This window comes from Porphyromonas levii, assembly GCF_018206105.1.
Taxonomy (GTDB): domain Bacteria; phylum Bacteroidota; class Bacteroidia; order Bacteroidales; family Porphyromonadaceae; genus Porphyromonas_A; species Porphyromonas_A levii.
In genome coordinates, this window is record NZ_JADRGN010000103.1 from 1 (window position 1) to 365 (window position 365).

At 43.0% G+C, this 365-nt stretch carries 1 protein-coding gene; it reads left to right on the plus strand.

Going from position 1 to position 365, the window contains the following annotated elements; all coding sequences use genetic code 11:
* Positions 1-117: 117 nt before the first annotated feature.
* Positions 118-365, plus strand: a 248-nt coding sequence (locus IX315_RS09675) for a helix-turn-helix domain-containing protein (RefSeq protein ID WP_280527318.1), incomplete at its 3' end; no start/stop codon positions are given.

The following is a 365-nucleotide window of genomic DNA, read 5'->3' on the forward strand; positions in this document are numbered from 1 at the left end:
TATTCTAAAACGAAAAAGAGGTGCCCGTGCTGCGGGGAATACACTCTTGTGAAGAATGGCTACCGACATCGTAATATCCACGGTCTACCAATCGGTTCAACAAAAACCATATTGCATATGAAAGTGCAAAGATACAAATGCAAACATTGCGGGAACGATGATTACGAGAGGGTTAGCTTTGTTAAAGGCAACAGGTCTTACTCTAATCGCTTTGCCAAGTACGTGGTTGACTTGCTAAAAGCAATGACTATTCAGGAGGTTTCAAAGAGGTTGGGTGTTAGTTGGGATGTAGTAAAGGATATTCACATGACCTACCTCAAGAGACACTACAGTAAGCCCTCTTTACAAGGGGTGCAGTGCATAGG